At 65.5% G+C, this 19,432-nt stretch carries 20 protein-coding genes; 9 read left to right on the forward strand and 11 right to left on the reverse strand.

What is annotated here, in order from left to right; translation table 11 throughout:
- Window positions 1–218 precede the first annotated feature (218 nt).
- A complete protein-coding gene (locus tag HU751_RS00580) occupies window positions 219–3,098 on the reverse strand; it encodes a ribonucleoside-diphosphate reductase subunit alpha (protein ID WP_186733820.1) in 2,880 nt (959 codons plus the stop codon).
- 794 nt (window positions 3,099–3,892) lie between these two features.
- Between HU751_RS00580 and HU751_RS00585 the strand changes: the two genes are divergently transcribed.
- Both HU751_RS00585 and HU751_RS00590 read left to right on the forward strand, forming a co-directional pair.
- Window positions 3,893–4,588 (forward strand): response regulator, encoded by a 696-nt coding sequence (locus HU751_RS00585; protein WP_186733819.1) that lies wholly within the window; start codon window positions 3,893–3,895, stop codon window positions 4,586–4,588.
- Window positions 4,585–6,189 (forward strand): ATP-binding protein, encoded by a 1,605-nt coding sequence (locus HU751_RS00590; RefSeq protein ID WP_186733818.1) that lies wholly within the window; start codon window positions 4,585–4,587, stop codon window positions 6,187–6,189. The genes HU751_RS00585 and HU751_RS00590 overlap by 4 nt, the downstream gene beginning before the upstream one ends.
- Here the strand turns inward: HU751_RS00590 and HU751_RS00595 are convergent.
- A complete protein-coding gene (locus tag HU751_RS00595) occupies window positions 6,186–6,887 on the reverse strand; it encodes a 4'-phosphopantetheinyl transferase family protein (RefSeq protein WP_186733817.1) in 702 nt (233 codons plus the stop codon). The two genes, HU751_RS00590 and HU751_RS00595, sit on opposite strands and share 4 nt — an antisense overlap.
- 124 nt (window positions 6,888–7,011) lie before the next feature.
- Complete coding sequence (locus tag HU751_RS00600) at window positions 7,012–7,803, reverse strand: dienelactone hydrolase family protein (RefSeq protein ID WP_186733816.1); 792 nt, start codon at window positions 7,801–7,803, stop codon at window positions 7,012–7,014.
- 123 nt (window positions 7,804–7,926) lie between these two features.
- Here HU751_RS00600 and HU751_RS00605 point away from each other — a divergent pair, with 123 nt between their 5' ends.
- The 4 genes from HU751_RS00605 to HU751_RS00620 all read left to right on the forward strand — a co-directional run bounded on the left by HU751_RS00605 (window position 7,927) and on the right by HU751_RS00620 (window position 12,417).
- A complete protein-coding gene (locus HU751_RS00605; protein ID WP_050704272.1) occupies window positions 7,927–8,532 on the forward strand; it encodes an outer membrane protein in 606 nt (201 codons plus the stop codon).
- 128 nt (window positions 8,533–8,660) lie between these two features.
- Complete coding sequence (locus tag HU751_RS00610) at window positions 8,661–9,338, forward strand: response regulator (RefSeq protein ID WP_028690933.1); 678 nt, start codon at window positions 8,661–8,663, stop codon at window positions 9,336–9,338.
- Window positions 9,335–10,675 (forward strand): ATP-binding protein, encoded by a 1,341-nt coding sequence (locus tag HU751_RS00615; RefSeq protein WP_186733815.1) that lies wholly within the window; start codon window positions 9,335–9,337, stop codon window positions 10,673–10,675. The genes HU751_RS00610 and HU751_RS00615 overlap by 4 nt, the downstream gene beginning before the upstream one ends.
- Window positions 10,676–11,094: 419 nt before the next feature.
- Window positions 11,095–12,417, forward strand: coding sequence for a dicarboxylate/amino acid:cation symporter (locus HU751_RS00620; protein WP_028690931.1), 1,323 nt, complete (start codon window positions 11,095–11,097; stop codon window positions 12,415–12,417).
- A gap of 68 nt (window positions 12,418–12,485) precedes the next feature.
- Here the strand turns inward: HU751_RS00620 and HU751_RS00625 are convergent, their stop codons facing one another.
- Together HU751_RS00625 and HU751_RS00630 are read right to left on the reverse strand one after the other, a co-directional pair.
- Window positions 12,486–12,980 carry a SprT family zinc-dependent metalloprotease gene (locus HU751_RS00625; RefSeq protein WP_186733814.1) on the reverse strand — a complete coding sequence of 165 codons (495 nt, stop codon included), beginning with the start codon at window positions 12,978–12,980 and terminating at the stop codon, window positions 12,486–12,488.
- Between the two features lie 140 nt (window positions 12,981–13,120).
- The gene (locus tag HU751_RS00630; protein ID WP_028690929.1) at window positions 13,121–13,720 is read right to left on the reverse strand and encodes a Yip1 family protein; all 600 of its coding nucleotides are present in this window, start codon (window positions 13,718–13,720) and stop codon (window positions 13,121–13,123) included.
- Between the two features lie 264 nt (window positions 13,721–13,984).
- Here HU751_RS00630 and ttcA point away from each other — a divergent pair, with 264 nt between their 5' ends.
- Both ttcA and HU751_RS00640 read left to right on the forward strand, forming a co-directional pair.
- Window positions 13,985–14,809, forward strand: coding sequence for a tRNA 2-thiocytidine(32) synthetase TtcA (gene ttcA, locus HU751_RS00635; RefSeq protein ID WP_011532643.1), 825 nt, complete (start codon window positions 13,985–13,987; stop codon window positions 14,807–14,809).
- Between the two features lie 4 nt (window positions 14,810–14,813).
- Complete coding sequence (locus HU751_RS00640; protein WP_050704524.1) at window positions 14,814–15,485, forward strand: DNA-3-methyladenine glycosylase I; 672 nt, start codon at window positions 14,814–14,816, stop codon at window positions 15,483–15,485.
- Window positions 15,486–15,546: 61 nt separating this feature from the next.
- On the opposite strand, the gene HU751_RS00645 is transcribed toward HU751_RS00640, so the two are convergent.
- Genes HU751_RS00645 through arsC form a run of 3 tightly spaced genes read right to left on the reverse strand, consistent with a single transcriptional unit; the run spans window position 15,547 to window position 16,908 of the window.
- Complete coding sequence (locus HU751_RS00645) at window positions 15,547–15,960, reverse strand: DUF2069 domain-containing protein (protein ID WP_186733813.1); 414 nt, start codon at window positions 15,958–15,960, stop codon at window positions 15,547–15,549.
- On the reverse strand, window positions 15,953–16,558 hold the full coding sequence (gene wrbA / locus HU751_RS00650; RefSeq protein ID WP_050704525.1) for an NAD(P)H:quinone oxidoreductase: 606 nt from the start codon (window positions 16,556–16,558) through the stop codon (window positions 15,953–15,955). Before wrbA ends, HU751_RS00645 begins: the two co-directional genes overlap by 8 nt.
- Window positions 16,555–16,908 carry an arsenate reductase (glutaredoxin) gene (gene arsC / locus HU751_RS00655; RefSeq protein WP_186733812.1) on the reverse strand — a complete coding sequence of 118 codons (354 nt, stop codon included), beginning with the start codon at window positions 16,906–16,908 and terminating at the stop codon, window positions 16,555–16,557. Before arsC ends, wrbA begins: the two co-directional genes overlap by 4 nt.
- Window positions 16,909–16,994: 86 nt before the next feature.
- Here arsC and HU751_RS00660 point away from each other — a divergent pair, with 86 nt between their 5' ends.
- Window positions 16,995–17,462, forward strand: coding sequence for a TlpA disulfide reductase family protein (locus HU751_RS00660; RefSeq protein ID WP_028690924.1), 468 nt, complete (start codon window positions 16,995–16,997; stop codon window positions 17,460–17,462).
- A 60-nt stretch (window positions 17,463–17,522) separates the two neighbouring features.
- On the opposite strand, the gene HU751_RS00665 is transcribed toward HU751_RS00660, so the two are convergent.
- Genes HU751_RS00665 through HU751_RS00675 form a run of 3 tightly spaced genes read right to left on the reverse strand, consistent with a single transcriptional unit; the run spans window position 17,523 to window position 19,383 of the window.
- Window positions 17,523–17,927, reverse strand: a complete 405-nt coding sequence (locus tag HU751_RS00665) for an META domain-containing protein (protein WP_050704527.1) — start codon at window positions 17,925–17,927, stop codon at window positions 17,523–17,525.
- Window positions 17,928–18,362, reverse strand: coding sequence for a hypothetical protein (locus tag HU751_RS00670; RefSeq protein ID WP_028690922.1), 435 nt, complete (start codon window positions 18,360–18,362; stop codon window positions 17,928–17,930).
- Between the two features lie 31 nt (window positions 18,363–18,393).
- On the reverse strand, window positions 18,394–19,383 hold the full coding sequence (locus HU751_RS00675) for a 2-hydroxyacid dehydrogenase (RefSeq protein WP_186733811.1): 990 nt from the start codon (window positions 19,381–19,383) through the stop codon (window positions 18,394–18,396).
- Between the last annotated feature and the right edge of the window lie 49 nt (window positions 19,384–19,432).

Raw genomic sequence — 19,432 nt, forward strand, 5'->3', positions numbered from 1 at the left:
AGGATTTTTTTTGTTTGGCGCTACATATGGTGTTTTGATCTTGGTCAGGGCCTAGGGGGTGCATTGCCTGTAGGGGCCCTGTCGCGGGGCAAGCCCGCTCCCACGTGCCGTTCCCACGCACCGCTCCCGCAGGGGGATGTCGGGGCGCAAAAAAATGCCGCCTCAGCCACCCGTGAGGGCGATTGAGGCGGCATGTTCAGCTCAGCGCTGCGAAGGCCTTATTGGCAGGCTTCGCAATCCGGCTCGTCGATGGCGCAGGCCTTCGGTACCGGGGCTGGGCCGGCGGCCTGGACCGGGGCGCTGTCGCCGCCGCTCGACACGGCGTTGAGCTTGCCGGTGTTGATGGTGGACTTCTCGGTGCTGGTCGCGGCCAGGGCACGGAGGTAGTAGGTGGTCTTCAGACCACGGTACCAGGCCATGCGGTAGGTCACGTCCAGCTTCTTGCCCGAAGCGCCGGCGATGTACAGGTTCAGCGACTGGGCCTGGTCGATCCACTTCTGGCGACGGGAGGCGGCGTCGACGATCCACTTGGTCTCGACTTCGAACGCGGTGGCGTACAGGTCTTTCAGCTCTTGCGGGATACGCTCGATCTGCTGCACGGAACCATCGTAGTACTTCAGGTCGTTGATCATTACCGAGTCCCACAGGCCACGGGCCTTCAGGTCGCGGACCAGGTACGGGTTGATCACGGTGAATTCGCCCGACAGGTTCGATTTCACGTACAGGTTCTGGTAGGTCGGCTCGATAGACTGCGACACGCCGGTGATGTTGGCGATGGTCGCGGTCGGCGCGATGGCCATGATGTTCGAGTTACGAATACCTTTCTTGACGCGCTCGCGCACCGGTGCCCAGTCCAGGCTCTCGGTCAGGTCGACGTCGATGTACTTCTGGCCACGGGCCTCGATCAGGATCTGCTGGCTGTCCAGCGGCAGGATGCCCTTGGACCACAGCGAACCCTGGAAGGTCTCGTAGGCGCCGCGCTCGTCGGCCAGGTCGCAGGAAGCCTGGATCGCGTAGTAGCTGACCGCTTCCATCGACTTGTCGGCGAACTCGACGGCAGCATCGGAACCGTACGGGATGTGCTGCAGGTACAGCGCGTCCTGGAAGCCCATGATGCCCAGGCCGACCGGGCGGTGCTTGAAGTTCGAGTTGCGCGCTTGCGGCACCGAGTAGTAGTTGATGTCGATCACGTTGTCGAGCATGCGCACGGCGGTGTTCACGGTGCGTTGCAGCTTGGCGGTGTCCAGCTTGCCGTCGACGATGTGGTTCGGCAGGTTGATCGAGCCCAGGTTGCAGACCGCGATCTCATCCTTGTTGGTGTTCAGGGTGATCTCGGTGCACAGGTTCGAGCTGTGGACCACGCCCACGTGCTGCTGGGGCGAGCGCAGGTTGCACGGGTCCTTGAAGGTCAGCCATGGGTGGCCGGTCTCGAACAGCATCGACAGCATCTTGCGCCACAGGTCTTTGGCCTGGATGGTCTTGAACACCTTGATCTTGTTGTACTCGGTCAGGGCTTCGTAGTACTCGTAGCGCTCTTCGAAGGCCTTGCCGGTCAGGTCGTGCAGGTCAGGCACTTCCGATGGCGAGAACAGGGTCCACTTGCCGTCATCGAAGACGCGCTTCATGAACAGGTCAGGGATCCAGTTGGCGGTGTTCATGTCGTGGGTACGACGGCGGTCATCACCGGTGTTCTTGCGCAGCTCGATGAATTCTTCGATGTCGAGGTGCCAGGTTTCCAGGTAGGCGCACACGGCGCCTTTGCGCTTGCCACCCTGGTTCACGGCGACGGCGGTGTCGTTGACCACTTTCAGGAACGGCACGACGCCTTGCGACTTGCCGTTGGTGCCCTTGATGTACGAGCCCAGTGCACGCACCGGGGTCCAGTCGTTGCCCAGGCCACCGGCGAATTTCGACAGCATGGCGTTGTCGTGGATCGCGTGGTAGATGCCCGACAGGTCGTCCGGCACGGTGGTCAGGTAGCAGCTGGACAGCTGCGGACGCAGGGTGCCGGCGTTGAACAGGGTCGGGGTCGAGGCCATGTAGTCGAAGGACGACAACAGGTTGTAGAACTCGATCGCACGGGCTTCTTTATCTTTCTCTTCCAGCGCCAGGCCCATGGCCACACGCATGAAGAACACCTGCGGCAGCTCGAAGCGCACGCCATCCTTGTGGATGAAGTAGCGGTCGTACAGGGTCTGCAGGCCCAGGTAGGTGAACTGCTGGTCGCGCTCGTGGTTGATCGCCTTGCCCATGCGCTCCAGGTCGTAGCCTTTCAGCGCCGGGTCAAGCAGTTCGAACTCGACGCCTTTCTCGACGTAGGCCGGCAGGGCCTTGGCGTACAGGTCGGCCATCTCGTGGTGGGTGGCGCTGTCGGCCACGCCCAGGAAGCCCAGGCCTTCGGCGCGCAGGGTGTCCATCAGCAGGCGGGCGGTGACGAACGAGTAGTTCGGCTCGCGCTCGACCAGGGTACGGGCGGTCATTACCAGGGCGGTGTTGACGTCCTTCAGGGCCACGCCGTCGTACAGGTTCTTCAGGGTTTCGCGCTGGATCAGGTCGCCATCGACTTCGGCCAGGCCTTCGCAGGCTTCGCTGATGATGGTGTTCAGGCGGGCCATGTCCAGAGGCGCCAGGCTGCCGTCGGCGAGGGTGATGCGGATGCTTGGGTGCGGCTCGACCACGGCGTCGGCATTGGAGCGGGTGGCGCGCTCTTTGGCACGCTGGTCGCGGTAGATCACGTAGTCGCGGGCGACTTTCTGCTCGCCGGCGCGCATCAGGGCCAGTTCGACCTGGTCCTGGATTTCTTCGATGTGGATGGTGCCACCCGATGGCATGCGACGCTTGAACGTGGCGGTGACCTGCTCGGTCAGGCGCGCGACGGTGTCGTGGATGCGCGACGAGGCGGCGGCGGTGCCGCCTTCAACTGCGAGGAACGCCTTGGTGATGGCAACGGTGATCTTGTCGTCGGTGTAGGGGACGACAGTGCCGTTGCGCTTGATCACGCGCAGTTGGCCAGGCGCGGTGGCTGCCAGATCCTGATTGGAATCGGCGGCCTGCGGCGCTTTGCCCTGCGGGTTCTCGCGAGTTGTGTCGGTTTGCATGGGTGGGTGTCTCCACAGTTTCTAGTTTGTTCAGGCGCCTTGTTGGGGCGCCCACCGTTCCGTCCACTTGCTCGATGGCCCGGGCGGGGAGGCGTCATGCACGCGCATACGCCCGCTCGGGCTTACCGACTTCGGGACAGACTCAGGAATAAGGGGCAATAACCTGCCGCTCCCTGGCCGAAGTCAAAGGTTCTGGGCGTACCCAAAATCTGTTGCTGATGAGTGGCAAGGCACCGCCTGCAACACTCATACCCGAACAAGGCCGTCTGCGGCTTGCCTCGGTCGCCCTCCGCAGGAGCGGTTTGGCTGTTGAAATCACGTTAAGTTCAGTCGGTAAATTCGCTTGAATTTGCCTGGCGACTTGTGTTTGTGATTTTGCGCGAAACCCAACATCTAGTGGTTCGCTGCGATAGGGATACAAGATAATGCGGTCTCGGGGGCTTTGCAAGGTGAGCGCCTGTGGATAACTTGTGGGTACTTTGTGAGTGATCCGTGGGTATTCGCTGTAGCCCTTGTCCCAAGAGGTTTGCACTATTTTTTGTCTGTGCTATGTCGCCGCGCAGATTTTTTCGGGCGCGCACCCTATCACAAAAAACGGTTCAGTCGTGGGGCGTTCTGGGTGGTTGGCAGGGGTGGGGGCGGGACGTAGTATCCGGGGCTGATGTTGCGCTTTGGTGAAGGTGGATTTTCACTGGAATCAAAGGGTTGTACCGGCCGCATCGCGGGCTTGCCCCGCGATGAGGCCGGAACAGCCAACAGCAAGGCCCGAAAAAAACCAGAAGAAGGGTAAGGCCATGGACCAGCCAATCAACCGCATCCTCATCGTCGAGGACGACCAGCGCCTCGCCGAACTCACTGCCGAGTACCTCCAGGCCAACGGCTTCGAGGTGGCGGTGGAGGGCGATGGCGGCCGTGCCGCCCGGCGCATCATCGACAGCCAGCCGGACCTGGTGATCCTCGACCTGATGCTGCCCGGCGAGGACGGCCTGAGCATCTGCCGCCGGGTGCGTGGCCAGTATGCCGGCCCGATCCTCATGCTCACCGCCCGCAGCGACGAGCTGGACCAGATCCAGGGCCTGGACCTGGGCGCCGACGACTATGTGTGCAAGCCGGTGCGCCCGCGCGTGCTGCTGGCGCGCATCAACGCCCTGTTGCGCCGCAGCGAGGCCCCGGAGCGGCGCCAGGAGCTGAGCTTCGGCCCGCTGCATATAGATAGCCGCCAGCGTGAGGCGCGCCTGAGCGGCCAGCTGATCGAGCTGACCGGCGCCGAGTTCGACCTGCTCTGGCTGCTGGCCAGCAACGCCGGCCGGGTGCTGTCCCGCGAGGAGATCTTCACCTCGCTGCGCGGCGTCGGCTACGACGGCCAGGACCGCTCCATCGATGTGCGCATTTCCAAGATCCGCCCCAAGATCGGCGACGATCCGATTACCCCGCGGCTGATCAAGACCCTGCGCAGCAAGGGCTACCTGTTCGTCGGCGAGGCGCCATGAACTCGATCTTCCTGCGCATCTATGGCGGCATGCTCGCGGTGCTGGTGCTGGTGGCCGTGCTCGGCGTGCTAAGCCTGCACCTGCTCAACGAAATCCGCGCCGGCCAGCACCGCGAGCGCCTGGCCCAGGGTACCTTCAGCCTGATGGCCGACAACCTGGCGCAGCAGAACGCGGTGGAGCGCACCCGTTCGCTGGTGATCTGGGAGCGCCTGCTGGGCGTGCCGCTGGACCTGCAGCCGCTGTCGGCGTTCACCCTCGACGGTGGGCAGCGGGCGCGGCTGTACCGCGACCTGGTGGTGGTGGAGAAGACCGGTCCGCATGCTGCCCGGGTATTGCGCCGGGTTGGCCACGAGGACCTGCTGCTGGTGGCCGAGGTCAAGCAGATCAGCGAGCAGTTGGCCCGCGCCACGCTTTATCTATTGGCCGACGAGCTGGTGCGCTACCCGGTGACCGAGCAGCAGGCGCGCCTGGCGCAGTTGCGCCAGAGCAAGGGTTTCGGCTTCGACATTGCCTTGCAGCGCATCGAGCGCGCCGCCCTGGACGACGACCAGCGCCGCCGGGTGGAAGAGGGCGACACGGTGATGGCCCTGGGCCGGGACGGCGATTCGATCCGCGTGTTCGCGGGGCTGTCCGGTTCGCCCTGGGTGCTGGAGATCGGCCCGCTGTATCAGCTCAACCCGTATCCGCCGCAGTTGCTGATCCTGATCGCCTTCCTCGGCCTGTGCCTGATCGGCCTGGTGGTCTATCTGCTGGTGCGCCAGCTGGAGCGGCGTGTGTCGGGCCTGGAGGTGGCGGCCACGCGCATCGCCCAGGGCAGCCTCGACACCCGCGTGCCGGCCGGCGATGCCGACTCGGTGGGGCGCCTGGCCGAGGCCTTCAACGGCATGGCCGAGCACCTGCAGCGTTCATTGACCATGCAGCGCGAGCTGGTGCGGGCGGTGTCCCACGAGTTGCGCACACCGGTGGCGCGGCTGCGCTTCGGCCTGGAGATGATCGAGAGCGCCAGCACCGACGAGGCCCGGGCCAAGCACCTGGCCGGCATGGACGGCGATATCCAGGACCTGGACAAGCTGGTCGACGAGATGCTGACCTACGCCCGCCTGGAGCAGGGCGCGCCGGCCCTGCATTTCCAGGTGGTGGACCTGGACGAGCTGCTGGCGCGGGTGATCGAGGAGCTGGCGCCGCTGCGGGCCGAGGTGCGGGTGGTGCGTGGGGGGTGCCACGGGCTCGACGGCGGCGACGCCCGGGTCGAGGCCGAGCCGCGCTACCTGCACCGGGCCCTGCAGAACCTGGTGCGCAATGCCATGCGCCATGCCGAATCGGAAGTGCGCCTGAGCTATCAGATCGGCCAGCAGCGTTGCCGTATCGACGTAGAGGATGACGGCCCCGGGATTCCCGAAGGGGTGTGGCACCGCATCTTCACCCCGTTCACCCGCCTCGACGACAGCCGCACCCGGGCCTCGGGCGGGCATGGATTGGGGCTGTCGATCGTGCGACGGATCATCTACTGGCACGGCGGCCGTGCCCTGGTCGGGCACAGCGAGCAGCTGGGCGGGGCGTGTTTCAGCCTGAGCTGGCCACGTGAGCAGCCGCGCGACTAGACGCTGATCAAGCTCAGCAGATGGCCGTCCTGCAGGCAGAACTGGCCATCGAGTTCGACGCCGTGGTGCCACTCGGCCGACAGGTCGGTGAGCAGGCGCAGGCGGGCATGGCCGTCGGCGGACCAGGTCAGCAGCTCGGCGTGTTCGAAATAGAAGCGCTGTTTGGTGAGCGGATAGAGGGTCTTGAACAGGCTTTCCTTGAGCGAGAAGGTCAAGGTCACGGCCAGGGCTTGCTGGCTGCGGTCCAGGCGCTCCAGCTCGGCAGGGGTGAGGATTTCCCCGGCCAGGCGTTCGGCGCGCTCTTCGCTGAGCAGGGTTTCCTGGTCCAGGCCCAGGCCACGGCATTGGCCGTCGGCTGCGACAACCGCGGCGGCCCAGCCTTGGCCGTGGGTGATCGAGCCGTGGATGCCGGCGGGCCAGATCGGCGAGCGGTCTTCATGCGGGGCGGGAACGTAGCTGCGACCGTCGAGAATCCGCAGCGCCTCGCGGGCGCAGACCCGGCCGGCCAGGTACTCGGCCTGGCGCTTGGCCACTGAGCGTTGCAGGCTGGCGGTTTGCTCGATGCCGGCGCGCTGGAAGTCGTCGGCGGCCAGGCGGGCCGGGTCGAAGGCGCAGCTGACCAGCACCGCGCCGGGGACCGGGCGGGGCAGGGGCCAGTGGTGCTGGAGCGGGGCGCAGCAGGTGGGGAGTCTGTTCATGACGGGTATTGTGCCAGCCGTGAACGCTGGCGCAAATCACCGGAGCGTCATCGCGGGGCAAGCCCGCTCCCACGAATGGCTTAGTTTTCCGGCGTGGGAGCGGGCTTGCCCCGCGATGGACCCTTCAGTCAAACGCGCTCTTCAAGAACGCCTGCATATCCTTCCAGGAACTCTCATCAGCCGCCTTGTCATACCCGATATCCGGCCCGCCATGCCCCCCATGCCCCAACCGATCCGCATCCGGGTTGGTAAACCCATGCTTGGCCCCCGGAATCCCGACGAACTTGTAGTCGGCCTTGGCCGCATCCATCTCCGCCTTGAACGCCGCCACCTGCTCCGGGGTGACCATGCTGTCGGCCTCGCCGTGCTCCACCAGGATCTTCGCCCGGATCACCCCGGGCTTGGCCGGGGTCTGGGTCACCAGCGCGCCATGGAAACTCACCACGCCATCGAGCTTCTCGCCCCGGCGCGCCGCATCCAGTACCACCTTGCCGCCAAAGCAGTAACCGATGGCCGCCAATTGGTGCTTGTTGGTGTTGGGCTGGATCTTCAATAGCTCAAGCCCGGCATCGAAGCGCCGGGCTGCCGCCGCCGGGTCCTTCATCGCCGCCGCCATGAACGCCTGGGCGTCGGCCGGGTGCTCGGTGTTCTTGCCGTCGCCATACATGTCGATGGCCAGGGCGTTGTAGCCCAGCGCCGCGAGGTCGCGGGCGCGGCGCTTGGCGTAGTCGTTCAGCCCCCACCATTCATGCACCACCACCACGCCCGGGCGCTTGCCCTCGAGGGCGTCGTCGTAGGCGTAGTAGCCGATCAGCGCGGTGCCGTCGGCATCCTGGTAGCGAATCTCGCGGGTCTGCACCGCCGCCTGGGCAAGGCTGGCGCTGCACAACAAGGCCAGGGCAAGCAGGGTACGCATGGTCGAGCTCCTTCTTCGGTTCGTTCAGCCAAGGTTCAGGCCAGGTTCAGCAGGGGTTCAGGGCGCCCTCCCTACTCTAGCCCCCAGACAGCAACAACGCATCCAACCCGGAGTACCTGAATCATGAAAACCCTCAACACCCTGATTGCCGCCATGGCCGTTTGCGCCGCCGGCCTCACCAGCGTTGCCCAGGCCGATGACAACTTCGCCAGCCTGACCTACGGCCAGACCAGCGACAAAGTCCGCAAGTCCGGCCTGCTGCAACGTAACACCGACGGCCTGAACGCCGACGGCATCATCGGCAAGGACAGCACCTGGGGCGCGCGCCTGGGCAAGATCAACGACCAGGGCCGCTACTACATCACCTACGACAACGTCTCGGGCGATCACAGCGGCGTCAAGCTGCGCCAGGAGAACCTGCTGGGCAGCTATGACCTGTTCCTGCCGGTGGGCGATACCACCAAACTGTTCGGCGGCGGCAGCCTGGGCATGACCAAGCTGACCCAGGATTCGCCGGGCGCCCGCCGCGACACCGACTACGGTTACGCCGTCGGCCTGCAGGCCGGTGTGATCCAGGAAGTCACCGACAACACCTCGGTGGAGCTGGGCTACCGTTACCTGCGCAGCAACGCCGCCACCGAGATCGGCGCCCACGGCGGGCCGAAGGACGGTACCCTGCGCCTGACCAGCAGCGCGCAGACCTACCTGGCGGCTACCTACAAGTTCTGAGGTCGCTGTTATCCTGTGCAGGCCTTTTCGCGGGTAAACCCGCTCCCACAGGTGGTGCACAACCCTGTGGGAGCGGGTTTACCCGCGAAAAGGCCGGCACAGGGCATTCCCATTGAAAGGAGATCCACATGAAATTGCTGGTGGTCGAGGACGAGGCGCTGCTGCGTCATCACCTGTTCACCCGCCTCGGCGAAGGCGGCCATGTGGTGCAGGCGGTGGCCAACGCGGAAGAAGCCTTGTACCAGGCCGAGCAGTACAACCACGACCTGGCGGTGATCGACCTGGGCCTGCCGGGCATGAGCGGGCTGGACCTGATCCGCCAGCTGCGCAGCCTCGGCCAGACCTTCCCGATCCTCATCCTCACCGCCCGCGGCAACTGGCAGGACAAGGTCGAAGGCCTGGCCGCCGGCGCTGATGATTACGTGGTCAAACCGTTCCAGTTCGAGGAGCTGGAAGCCCGTCTGAATGCCTTGCTGCGCCGCTCCAGCGGCTTCACCCAGTCGACCATCGCCGCAGGGCCGCTGGTGCTCGATCTCAACCGCAAGCAGGCGACCCTGGACGAGCAGCCGCTGGCGCTGACCGCCTACGAATACCGCATCCTCGAGTACCTCATGCGCCATCACCAGCAGGTGGTGGCCAAGGACCGGCTGATGGAGCAGCTGTACCCGGACGACGAGGAGCGCGACCCGAACGTCATCGAGGTGCTGGTCGGCCGCCTGCGCCGCAAGCTCGAGGGCGACAACGGCTTCAAGCCGATCGACACCGTGCGCGGCCTGGGCTACCTGTTCACCGAGCGCTGCCGATGATCCGTTCGCTGCGGGTGCGCCTGATGCTGGCGGCGGCGTTGCTGGCGCTGCTGTTCATGCTGGCACTGCTGCCGGCCTTGCAGAAGGCCTTCAGCCTGGCGTTGCAGGAGTCGATCGAGCAGCGCCTGGCCTCGGACGTGACCACCCTGATCTCGGCCGCGCGCATCGAGCGCGGCCAGCTGCAGATGCCGGCGCTGCTGCCGGACGAACGCTACAACCTGCCTTACACCGGCCTGCTCGGCTACATCTTCGACCGCCAGGGCACGTTGGTGTGGCAGTCGCGGGCCACCCGTAACCGCAATATCAACTATCACCCCCGCTATGACGGACGCGGCAACGAGTTCGCCCGTATCCACCAGGACGACGGCGACGAATTCTTCGTCTACGACGTCGAGGTCAAGCTGCTCGGTGGCAAGAGCGCGGCGTTCAGCATCGTCGCCCTGCAGCCGGTGCGTGAATACCAGGACACCCTCAACGGCCTGCGCGAGAAACTCTACCTGGGCTTCGGCGCGGCGCTGCTGGCGTTGATGGTGCTGCTCTGGGCCGGCCTGACCTGGGGCCTGCGTTCATTGCGCCGGCTCAGCTCCGAGCTCGACGATGTGGAGAGCGGAGCCAGAGATGGGCTGAGTCGCGAGCATCCACGCGAGCTGCTGCGCCTGACCGGCTCGCTCAACCGCCTGCTGCGCAGCGAGCGCGAGCAGCGCCAGCGCTACCGCGACTCGCTCGACGACCTGGCCCACAGCCTCAAGACCCCGCTGGCCGTGCTGCAGGGCGTTGGCGAGAGCATGGAGCAGGGCGACCGCGAACAGGCGCGGGTGCTGCAGAGCCAGATCGAGCGCATGAGCCAGCAGATCGACTACCAGCTGCAGCGCGCCAGCCTGCGCAAGAGCGGCCTGGTCCGCCACCAGGTCGAGCTCAAGCCGTTGCTCGACAGCCTGTGCAGCACCTTGGCCAAGGTCTATCGCGACAAGCGCGTCGAGGTCAGCCTCGACATCCCGGCCCTGGCGCGGGTGCCGATGGAGCAGGGCGCCTTGCTGGAGCTCTTGGGCAACCTGCTGGAAAACGCCTACCGGTTATGCCTGGGGCAAGTGCGGGTCAGCCTGCAGCAGTCGCCGGGGCTGCTGCAGCTGTGCGTCGAGGACGATGGACCGGGCGTGCCGCCGGATCAACGCGAGCGGATTCTCGAGCGCGGCGAGCGGCTGGACCGCCAGCACCCCGGGCAGGGGATCGGGCTGGCGGTGGTCAAGGACATCATCGACAGCTATGACGCCGAGCTGAGCCTGGGCGATTCGCCGTTGGGCGGGGCTGCGTTCCGCATCGCTTTCCGGCTCGATTGATTCTGCCTTTCCAGTGCAGGGGGCGGTGCGTGGGAGCGGGCTAGCCCCGCGATACCGGCGAAGCCGGTGCCATCCGGCGCGGTCCTCATCGCGGGGCAAGCCCGCTCCCACCGGGAAGTCCCACCGAAGACCTCTGAGGCGGATTCCCGCCAACCCAGCCTGTACGATTTCCGCCATCGGGCGGAAATCCGCCATTCCCTACGTGGTTCTTCGCCCCGTCCCGGGGCATTCACACCCTGTAATCATTGGCTGTGCACCTCAAGCGGGCACTTTGGCATCGCCCTTGCTATTCAGCTGGCAGAGGCCTGCCCAGGCACTCGCCCACAACGACAAATCCCTCCGGGTACAGGAGGGTTCGCGATTCAGGTGCCCCGACATCCTGGGAAGGATGCGCCGGCCCACTTGAGGAAAAACTAGCCATGACGACTCGTCAGCCGCTGTACAAATCGCTGTATGTCCAGGTGATCGTCGCCATCACCATCGGTATCCTGCTCGGCCACTACTACCCGGAAACCGGCGTAGCCCTCAAACCCCTGGGTGACGGCTTCGTCAAGCTGATCAAGATGGTCATCGCCCCGATCATCTTCTGCACCGTGGTCAGCGGCATCGCCGGCATGCAGAGCATGAAGTCGGTCGGCAAGACCGGCGGTTACGCGCTGCTGTACTTCGAGATCGTCTCCACCATCGCCCTGATCATCGGCCTGGTCGTGGTCAACGTGGTCCAGCCGGGCGCCGGCATGCACGTCGACGTCAGCACCCTGAACGCCAGCAGCGTGGCCGCCTACGCCGCCGCCGGCGCGCAGCAGACCACCGTGGGCTTCCTGCTCAACGTCATCCCCAACACCGTGGTCGGCGCCTTCGCCAACGGTGACATCCTGCAAGTGCTGATGTTCTCGGTGCTGTTCGGCTTCGCCCTGCACCGCCTGGGCAGCTACGGCAAGCCGGTGCTGGACCTGATCGACCGCTTCGCCCATGTCATGTTCAACATCATCAACATGATCATGAAGCTGGCCCCGATCGGCGCCTTCGGTGCCATGGCCTTCACCATCGGCCAGTACGGCGTGGGCTCGCTGGTGCAGCTGGGCTACCTGATGGCGTGCTTCTACATCACCTGCGTGCTGTTCATCCTGGTGGTGCTGGGCGGTATCTGCCGCGCCCACGGCTTCAGCGTGATCAAGCTGATCCGCTACATCCGTGAAGAACTGCTGATCGTGCTGGGCACCTCGTCCTCCGAGTCGGCCCTGCCGCGCATGCTGGCCAAGATGGAGCGCCTGGGCGCGAAGAAATCCGTGGTTGGCCTGGTGATCCCGACCGGCTACTCGTTCAACCTGGACGGCACCTCGATCTACCTGACCATGGCCGCGGTGTTCATCGCCCAGGCCACCGACACCACCATGGACATCACTCACCAGATCACCCTGCTGCTGGTGCTGCTGGTGGCCTCCAAGGGTGCCGCGGGCGTCACCGGTTCGGGCTTCATCGTGCTGGCCGCGACCCTGTCGGCCGTTGGCCACCTGCCGGTGGCGGGCCTGGCATTGATCCTGGGTATCGACCGCTTCATGTCCGAAGCCCGCGCCCTGACCAACCTGATCGGCAACGCCGTGGCCACCGTGGTCGTGGCCAAGTGGGTCAAGGAGCTGGACACCGACACCCTGCAGGCGGAACTGGCGTCCGGCGGCTCGCCGCTGGTCGACACCCGTCCGACCGACGACCTGGGCGTGGCCGAAGGCCCGGCGCGTTGATCGCGGTGTGAAATGAAGAAGGCGACCCTCGGGTCGCCTTTTTTGTGAATGCTAGGGGGTATGGGCATCTACTCGACCCGGGTCTCGCCGCTGTACACCAATATCTCCCGGCACCGCCGGCACAGGTACCGCCGCCCCTGGCGCACCAGCTTGTGCCGCTGGGCGGTGAACGGAAAGTCGCTCTCCGGGCACGGGCAGCGGTAGATGTAGCGCGTCACCACCCGCCGCTGCACCTCGTAGTTGTGGCAACGGTTCGGCGGCAGTTCGTACACCCCGCGCATGATCAGCTGCCACTCCTCGCCATGGGCCTGGATGCGGTCACCGAACAGCTGGTGGGCCACCAGATGGGCCACCTCGTGGGCCACGGTCTGGCGCAGGAAGTCTTCCTGGTTCTCGCGGTATAGCTGCAGGTTGAAGCGCAGCAGGTTCTCGTGCAGGTGGGCGACACCGGCTTTCTGGCCGCGCAGCTTGAAGCTGACCTGCGGGCGCGGAAAAGGGCGTTTGAAGAAGGTTTCGGCTTGCTGGTAACAGGTTTCGACGCGTTGTCTGAGCAGCTCGGGCATGGCGGGGTAGTTCTCCTGACCGGGCATTATGCCGCAGGCACAGGCCGGCTGCCGAGCCGCCGGTCAGGCACACGAAACGAAGCCGCCTTGCGGCGGCCTCGGGTGATGCCCCAGTGCTGGTTGGATCTGATAGGTATGCGTCAGTTGGTGTAGACGGGCCCCACGCCCAGTCCCCAGATGATCACGGTCGCGGCCATGATCGCCACCAGTACCACCAGGCCCACCGCCAGCACCGAGCTGGAGAACAGGAAGCCTTCATCCGACGGTATGTTCATGAACGTCGGCAAGCCGACATACAACAGGTACACGGTGTAGCAGATGGCCGCCGTGCCGATCAGCATGCCCAGCCACAGGTGCGGGTAGAGCGCCGCGAGGCCGCCGATGAATAGCGGGGTGGCGGTGTAGGTGGCGAAGGCGATGCACTGCGCCATGCTCGGGTTGGCGTCGTAGGTGCGCGCCATCCAGTGGATGAAGGCGCCCATCACCGCGACCCCGGCGAGCATCGCCAGGTACGACATGATGCTCATCCACAGCGCGCTTTCCATGGTCAGCATCACTGCCGGCCGCTCGCCGATCACCCAGCCGACCTGGGTGGTGCCGATGAACGCCGAGACGGCGGGGATCGCCGCCAGGATCAGCGTGTGCGTCAGGTACATGTGGCTGATGCTTTCTTCCTCGCCACGGATCTCCCGCCACTCCTGGTCAGGGTGGGTGAACAACCCTACAACGTGATGAATCATACTGGTCACTCCTATCGTCGTTGCCAAACGCCCCCCAGATGGAGCGCCTGTGGCCCGAGGCCAGGAACACCGATTGCTGCGGTCATGTGGCCTTATGTCGCAGTATAGGAAGTGGATCCCGGCACAAAACCGGCTTTTTAGAGCAAATTGCGCTGTCAGGCCCGGTGCTGATTCCCTTGAAGTCTTTATCGGATTCACCTACTGCGCCGTGCGGTTTGTGCGTAAAATAGCCGGCTTTTGTCACACCTCGCGGATCCAAGCGCTATGGGCACCCTCTCGGTCAACCAGAACAAACTGCAAAAACGCCTGCGTCGTCTCGCCGGCGAAGCCATCACCGACTACAACATGATCGAGGATGGCGACAAGGTCATGGTCTGCCTGTCCGGCGGCAAGGACAGCTACACCATGCTCGACGTTCTGTTGCACCTGCAGAAGGTGGCGCCGATCAAGTTCGACATCGTCGCGGTGAACATGGACCAGAAGCAGCCGGGCTTCCCCGAGCACGTGCTGCCGGCCTATCTCAAGGAACTGGGCGTCGAGTACCACATCGTCGAGAAGGACACCTACTCGGTGGTCAAGGAGCTGGTACCCGAGGGCAAGACCACCTGCTCGCTGTGCTCGCGCCTGCGTCGCGGCACCCTGTACACCTTCGCCGACGAGATCGGCGCGACCAAGATGGCCCTGGGGCACCACCGCGACGACATCGTCGAGACCTTCTTCCTCAACATGTTCTTCAACGGCGCGCTCAAGGGCATGCCGCCGAAGCTGCGCGCCGATGATGGCCGCAACGTGGTGATCCGCCCGCTGGCCTACTGCAGCGAGAAGGACATCCAGGCCTATTCGGACATGAAGGAGTTCCCGATCATCCCGTGCAACCTGTGCGGCTCGCAGGAAAACCTGCAGCGCCAGGTGGTCAAGGACATGCTGGTGGAGTGGGAGCGCAAGCACCCGGGCCGTACCGAGAGCATCTTCCGCGCCCTGCAGAACGTCGCGCCATCGCAGCTGGCCGACCGCAACCTGTTCGACTTCACCAGCCTGAAGATCGACGAGAGCGCCACCCCGCGTTTCCTCGACGTGCTGAACATCTGAGCCCATGCGCGACTATCAGTGGCTGCATGAGTACTGCCTGAACCGCTTCGGTTCGGCCCAGGCGCTGGAAGCCTTCCTGCCGCAGCCGCGCACGCCCGCGCAGCTGCGCGACATCCCTGACGACCGCTACCTGTCGACCCTGGCCCTGCGCGTGTTCCGCGCCGGGCTCAAGCACAGCCTGGTGGACGCCAAGTGGCCGGCGTTCGAGCAGGTGTTCTTCGGTTTCGACCCGCAGAAGGTGGTGCTGATGGGCGCCGAGCACCTGGAGCGGCTGATGCACGACGAGCGCATCATCCGCCACCTGGGCAAGCTCAAGAGCGTGCCGCGCAATGCCCAGATGGTGCTGGACGTGGCCAAGGAGAAGGGCAGTTTCGGCGCGTTCATCGCCGACTGGCCAGAGACCGATATCGTCGGGTTGTGGAAGTACCTGGCCAAGCATGGCAACCAGCTGGGCGGTTTGTCGGCGCCGCGGTTCCTGCGGATGGTCGGCAAGGATACCTTCATTCCCACCGATGACATGGCGGCGGCGTTGATCGCGCAGAAGATCATCGACAAGCCGCCGACCAGCCAGCGGGATCTTGCGCTGGTGCAGCAGGCGTTCAATCAGTGGCATGCCGAGAGCGGCCGGCCGTTGTGTCAGTTGTCGGTGATGCTGGCGCATACCGTCAACCACTGAGATTGCTGGGGCCGCGGTGCGGCCCTTTCGCGGCACAAGGGCTGCAAAGCAGCCCCGGAATTTAACGCCCTTCACCCGCCAGGCGCCGCTCCTGCTGGAACTTCCAGCGCACAAACAGCAACCCGCTGACGAACAACCCCAGGCTCACCAGCACCTCGACCCAGCCGAACAGCGCCCGCGCCGGATCGAACGCCGCCAGCACGCCCTTGATGAAGTAGATGTTCACCACGAAGCAGGTCCAGGCATGCGCCCGGGCGCTGCCCATCAGCATGCCCGGCAGCAACAGCAGCAGGGGGATCAGCTCGATGGCCATGATCACCTCGACCCGCGCCCCGTGCAGGTTGGCGAACCACAGGTTGTTCACCACCAGCAGGGCGATCAGGCCGAAGAAGCAGGCCAGGCTCAAGGCGCGGGTAAAGCGCACCCGCGGGGCCAGCCAGTCCAGTGGCGGCAAGACCTTCGGCTTTCTAGCCACGTTCGCCACCCAGGGCCTTGGCCGTCTTCGCCAGGCGCTGTCCGAGCGCGCGGCACAGGGTGATCTCGTGCGGGTCCAGCTCACGCTTGCCGTCGGCGCCGGCATGGTGGCTGGCGCCGTACGGCGTGCCGCCGCCACGGGTTTCCAGCAGCGCCGATTCGCTGTAGGGCAGGCCGGTGACCAGCATGCCGTGGTGCATCAGCGGCAGCAGCATCGACAACAGGGTGGTCTCCTGGCCGCCGTGCAGGCTGGCGGTGGAGGTGAACACCGCCGCCGGCTTGCCCACCAGCTCGCCGCCCAGCCACAGGCTGCTGGTGCCGTCGAGGAAGTACTTGAGCGGCGCGGCCATGTTGCCGAAGCGGGTCGGGCTGCCCATGGCCAGGCCCGCGCAATGGCGCAGGTCGTCGAGGGTGGCGTACAGCGCGCCGCTGGCCGGAATGTCCGGGGCCACGGCCTCGCACTCGGTGGAGATCGCCGGCACGGTGCGCAGGCGCGCCTCCAGGCCGGCCATCTCGACGCCGCGGGCGATATGCCGGGCCATCTCGCTGGTCGAGCCGTGGCGGCTGTAGTACAGCACCAGGATGTAGGGTTCGCTCACGGCAGGATCTCCAGGACCTTCTCCGGTGGGCGGCCGACCACGGCCTTGTCACCGGCCACCAGGATCGGGCGTTCGATCAGCTTGGGATGCTCGACCATCGCCTTGATCAGCTGGGCGTCGCTCAGGGCCGGGTTGGCCAGCTCCAGGGTCTTGTATTCGTCTTCGCCGGTGCGCAGCAACTGGCGCGCGCCGATGCCCAGCTTGGCGAGCAGCTGTTCGAGGGTGGCGGCGTCCGGCGGGGTCTCGAGGTAGCGCACGATGGTCGGCGCCAGGCCGCGTGCCTCGAGCAGTTCCAGGGCGCCGCGGGATTTCGAGCAGCGCGGGTTATGATAGAGGGTCAGATCGGTCATGACGGGTCGCATCCAGCTGGGTGTGGCGGCTATTCTAACCGCAGCGACCGACTTCAATGCTTGAAAACTTCGAGAAGGATTGACCCATGGCAAGGCGTTTGGCAGCTGCACTGGCCATCACCGCGAGCCTGTTGCTCGGCGGCTGCGGTGCGGACTACGGCGTGGACCAGCACGGCAACACGGTAAAGGCCGAACAGATCGACGGGCACTGGCTGGTGCTCAACTACTGGGCCGAATGGTGTGGCCCGTGCCGCACGGAAATCCCTGAACTCAATGCCGCCGCCAAGCAGTGGGAGGCGCAGGGCATTCGCGTGGTGGGGGTGAACTTCGATGGTTTGCAGGGGCCGGACCTGAAAGCCGCCGCCGATACCCTGGGCATCGGTTTCACCGTGCTGGCCCAGGACCCGGCCGAGCGCTACGAGCTGCCGCGCAGCGAGGCGCTGCCGGTGACCTACATCATCGACGACAAGGGCAAGGTGCGTGAGCAGCTGATGGGCGAGCAGACGCTCGAAGGGCTGCAGGCGAAGATCAGGGCGCTCAAGGGCGGCGCCTGAGTTCCAGCATCGCGGGGCAAGCCCGCTCCCACGTGGGAGCGGGCTTGCCCCGCGATGGTTTCAGCCTTCCTCAGGCCAGAACCGCAGCGGCTTGCCCTCGACCGGCCAGAAACGGATCTGCTCGATCGGCGACACATCCCAGCGCTGCACCGTTTCCAGCGCCTGCAGGAAGCGTTTTTCCTGGTCCATCAGCGCCGGCGCGCACAGCTTGCGGGTCTTGCCGACCTTGCCGAAGCTGATGCGCTCGCCATCCAGCGTGTAAGGCGCGAACCAGTGGTTGCAGCCGCCGTTGCCGTAGGCGCGACCATCGCTGGCCAGAGTCAGCGTCAGGTGGCTGTAGTCGATCAGCGGGCGCTCACCGATCCACTCCAGCACGTAGCTCTGCTCCTGCTGCAACTTCGAGGGTTGTGCGGCGCAGCCCATCAGGCCGCAGGCGATCAGCGCGCCGGTCAGCAGCTGTTTCACTCAACCACGCTCCCGGCACTGCGGGCACAGGTGCTTGTCGCCCTTGCTCGCCCAGCCCAGCTCCTGGATACGCGCACTGGCGGCCGGGGCCTGGCCCTTCTTGCCCAGCTTGGCGTCGTTGGCGAACTCGAAGTCCAGCACCGCGTCGCAGCTGTCGCACTTGACCTGCCAGTTGAGGATTTCCAGCTCGTTGAACGCCGGGCCCTGGGCCACGGCGACCCACTGGCCGTGCGGGTTGATCAGGTGGCGCACGGTCTCGACGGTCAGGCGCATGGACAGGTCCTTGCTGCCCTTGAGGGTGACCAGCAGGACGTCGCCCTTCTGGATCGAGCCGCCGTTGCCGGTGACCTGGTAGCGGCCAGGCACCAGCGCGCGGCACTCGATCAGGGTGTGTTGCGGGTTGAAAAGGGTGTAGCGGAAATCGTGTTCGACCATGGGTCCTCCAAAATTGCCGCGTATCCTAGCATCAACCGTTTACAAGATTGTGTGGATTGCCTGCCGCCCAGCGGTTGATGTTGTCCAGGGTGGTCTCAGCGATGGCGTCCAGGGCCTCGCGGGTGAGGAAGGCCTGGTGGGCGGTGACGATCACGTTGGGGAAGGTCAGCAGGCGTGCCAGCACGTCATCCTGCAGCGGCAGGTCGGAACGGTCCTCGAAGAACAGCTGCGCCTCCTCTTCATACACATCCAGCCCCAGGTAGCCGAGCTGGCCGCTCTTGAGCGCGTCGATCAGCGCGGGGGTGTCGACCAGCGCGCCGCGGCCGGTGTTGATCAGCATGGCGCCGGGCTGCAACTGGGCCAGGCTCTGGGCGTTGATCAGGTGGCGGGTGTGCTCGGTCAGCGGGCAGTGCAGGCTGATGATGCGCGCCTGGCGCAGCAGCTCGGGCAGTTCCAGGTAGCGGGCGCCGAGGGCGACCAGCTCGGGGTTGGGGTAGGGGTCGTAGGCCAGCAGCTGGCAGCCGAAGCCGGCCATGATGCGGGCGAAGGCGGCGCCGATCTGGCCGGTGCCGACCACGCCGACGGTCTTGCCGTGCAGGTCGAAGCCGGTCAGCCCGTGCAGGGTGAAATCGCCTTCGCGGGTACGGTTGTAGGCCCGGTGCAAACGGCGGTTGAGGGCCAGGATCAGGGCCACGGCATGCTCGGCGACGGCGTGGGGCGAATAGGCCGGGACGCGGACCACGGCCAGGCCCAGGCGCTGTGCTGCGGCCAGGTCGACATGGTTGTAGCCGGCCGAGCGCAGGGCGATCAGGCGCGTGCCGCCGGCGGCCAGGCGCTCCAGCACCGGGGCATCGAGCTCGTCGTTGATGAAGGCGCAGACCACCTCGAAGCCCTGGGCCAGGGGCGCGGTGTAGAGGGTCAGGCGGGCGGGCTGGTAGTGCAGCTCCACGCTGCCCGCACTGGCGGCGCGGGTGAAACTTTCCTGGTCGTAGTGTTGGCTGCTGAACAACAGGGCGCGCATGGTCTGAGTCCTATCTGAAATGCCACCAGTCTAGCCATATGGCTGGTCT

Source organism: Pseudomonas peradeniyensis (assembly GCF_014268935.2).
Lineage (GTDB): Bacteria > Pseudomonadota > Gammaproteobacteria > Pseudomonadales > Pseudomonadaceae > Aquipseudomonas > Aquipseudomonas peradeniyensis.

Bases quoted from the DNA above. Each gene is read 5' to 3' on its own strand.
- HU751_RS00675 (WP_186733811.1), bottom strand. From the start codon at position 19,383: ATGCGCGCCCTGTTGTTCAGCAGCCAACACTACGACCAGGAAAGTTTC.
- HU751_RS00590 (WP_186733818.1), top strand. From the start codon at position 4,585: ATGAACTCGATCTTCCTGCGCATCTATGGCGGCATGCTCGCGGTGCTG.
- HU751_RS00610 (WP_028690933.1), top strand. From the start codon at position 8,661: ATGAAATTGCTGGTGGTCGAGGACGAGGCGCTGCTGCGTCATCACCTG.
- HU751_RS00615 (WP_186733815.1), top strand. From the start codon at position 9,335: ATGATCCGTTCGCTGCGGGTGCGCCTGATGCTGGCGGCGGCGTTGCTG.
- HU751_RS00600 (WP_186733816.1), bottom strand. From the start codon at position 7,803: ATGCGTACCCTGCTTGCCCTGGCCTTGTTGTGCAGCGCCAGCCTTGCC.
- HU751_RS00605 (WP_050704272.1), top strand. From the start codon at position 7,927: ATGAAAACCCTCAACACCCTGATTGCCGCCATGGCCGTTTGCGCCGCC.
- HU751_RS00640 (WP_050704524.1), top strand. From the start codon at position 14,814: ATGCGCGACTATCAGTGGCTGCATGAGTACTGCCTGAACCGCTTCGGT.
- HU751_RS00595 (WP_186733817.1), bottom strand. From the start codon at position 6,887: ATGAACAGACTCCCCACCTGCTGCGCCCCGCTCCAGCACCACTGGCCC.
- HU751_RS00670 (WP_028690922.1), bottom strand. From the start codon at position 18,362: ATGGTCGAACACGATTTCCGCTACACCCTTTTCAACCCGCAACACACC.
- HU751_RS00580 (WP_186733820.1), bottom strand. From the start codon at position 3,098: ATGCAAACCGACACAACTCGCGAGAACCCGCAGGGCAAAGCGCCGCAG.
- HU751_RS00625 (WP_186733814.1), bottom strand. From the start codon at position 12,980: ATGCCCGAGCTGCTCAGACAACGCGTCGAAACCTGTTACCAGCAAGCC.
- arsC (WP_186733812.1), bottom strand. From the start codon at position 16,908: ATGACCGATCTGACCCTCTATCATAACCCGCGCTGCTCGAAATCCCGC.
- HU751_RS00660 (WP_028690924.1), top strand. From the start codon at position 16,995: ATGGCAAGGCGTTTGGCAGCTGCACTGGCCATCACCGCGAGCCTGTTG.
- HU751_RS00585 (WP_186733819.1), top strand. From the start codon at position 3,893: ATGGACCAGCCAATCAACCGCATCCTCATCGTCGAGGACGACCAGCGC.
- HU751_RS00630 (WP_028690929.1), bottom strand. From the start codon at position 13,720: ATGATTCATCACGTTGTAGGGTTGTTCACCCACCCTGACCAGGAGTGG.
- HU751_RS00620 (WP_028690931.1), top strand. From the start codon at position 11,095: ATGACGACTCGTCAGCCGCTGTACAAATCGCTGTATGTCCAGGTGATC.
- ttcA (WP_011532643.1), top strand. From the start codon at position 13,985: ATGGGCACCCTCTCGGTCAACCAGAACAAACTGCAAAAACGCCTGCGT.